Annotated in this window: 1 pseudogene; it reads left to right on the top strand. The window is 65.1% G+C overall.

Annotated elements, in window-relative coordinates:
• A pseudogene (locus AWB81_RS46335) lies at positions 1-279 on the top strand (hypothetical protein); the annotation flags it as partial.
• Positions 280-659 lie beyond the last annotated feature (380 nt).

Below are 659 nucleotides of genomic sequence, written 5' to 3' on the forward strand. Positions count from 1 at the left end.
GGCTCCTACGTGCTCTATGACTACCAAGGCACGACCTACACGGCACGCCAAGGCAGTCGGCTGCTGAACGGCTGGACAGTCGCGTCCATCGACGGCTTCACGGTCAATCTGGTCGACGGCAAGCGCAAGTGGACGGAGACGATCGCAGCGCCTGCCGACGTGCCCGCCGTCGCGCTCCCGGATTCGCCGGCCGTCCGGGCGATCACGGATTTGTCCTCGCCGCTTCCTCCGGGCGGCGTCTCATCGACGGCTTCTACCTTCGTACCGTTTGGGAAATAAGCAATGGGTCTGTTTGCACAAGAAGAGCAGGGCGCGCCAGACGCTCCTCGCGGTGGCTTCCTGAAGCGGTTTCGCGCGCCGCGCTCGAGCTTCGTCGAGCCGGGCAGCAGCGCAGAGCCGAAATTCTCCGCTCCTAAGTCAGTCGCGCCGGAGGCGAAAGCGCCTGGCAAAGCGCCGGGAAAACCGAGGGGCGACGCGTCGACAGTCAGCGCGCGTGCGGTCAATCCGCAAGTCATGTTTCTAGGTCGCGCCCTATCGGGCGGCGATGTCGAAGACGTCGAAAGCACTGAGCTCGACGATGACTGGCGCGAGTCCGTGCCCCCTGTGCAGACGCAGTCGGGGCCTGAAGGTGACGCGGCCGACGACGAGCCAGGTTTTAG

Origin of the sequence: Caballeronia arationis (assembly GCF_001544975.2) — a bacterium.
Taxonomy (GTDB): Bacteria; Pseudomonadota; Gammaproteobacteria; order Burkholderiales; family Burkholderiaceae; genus Caballeronia; species Caballeronia arationis.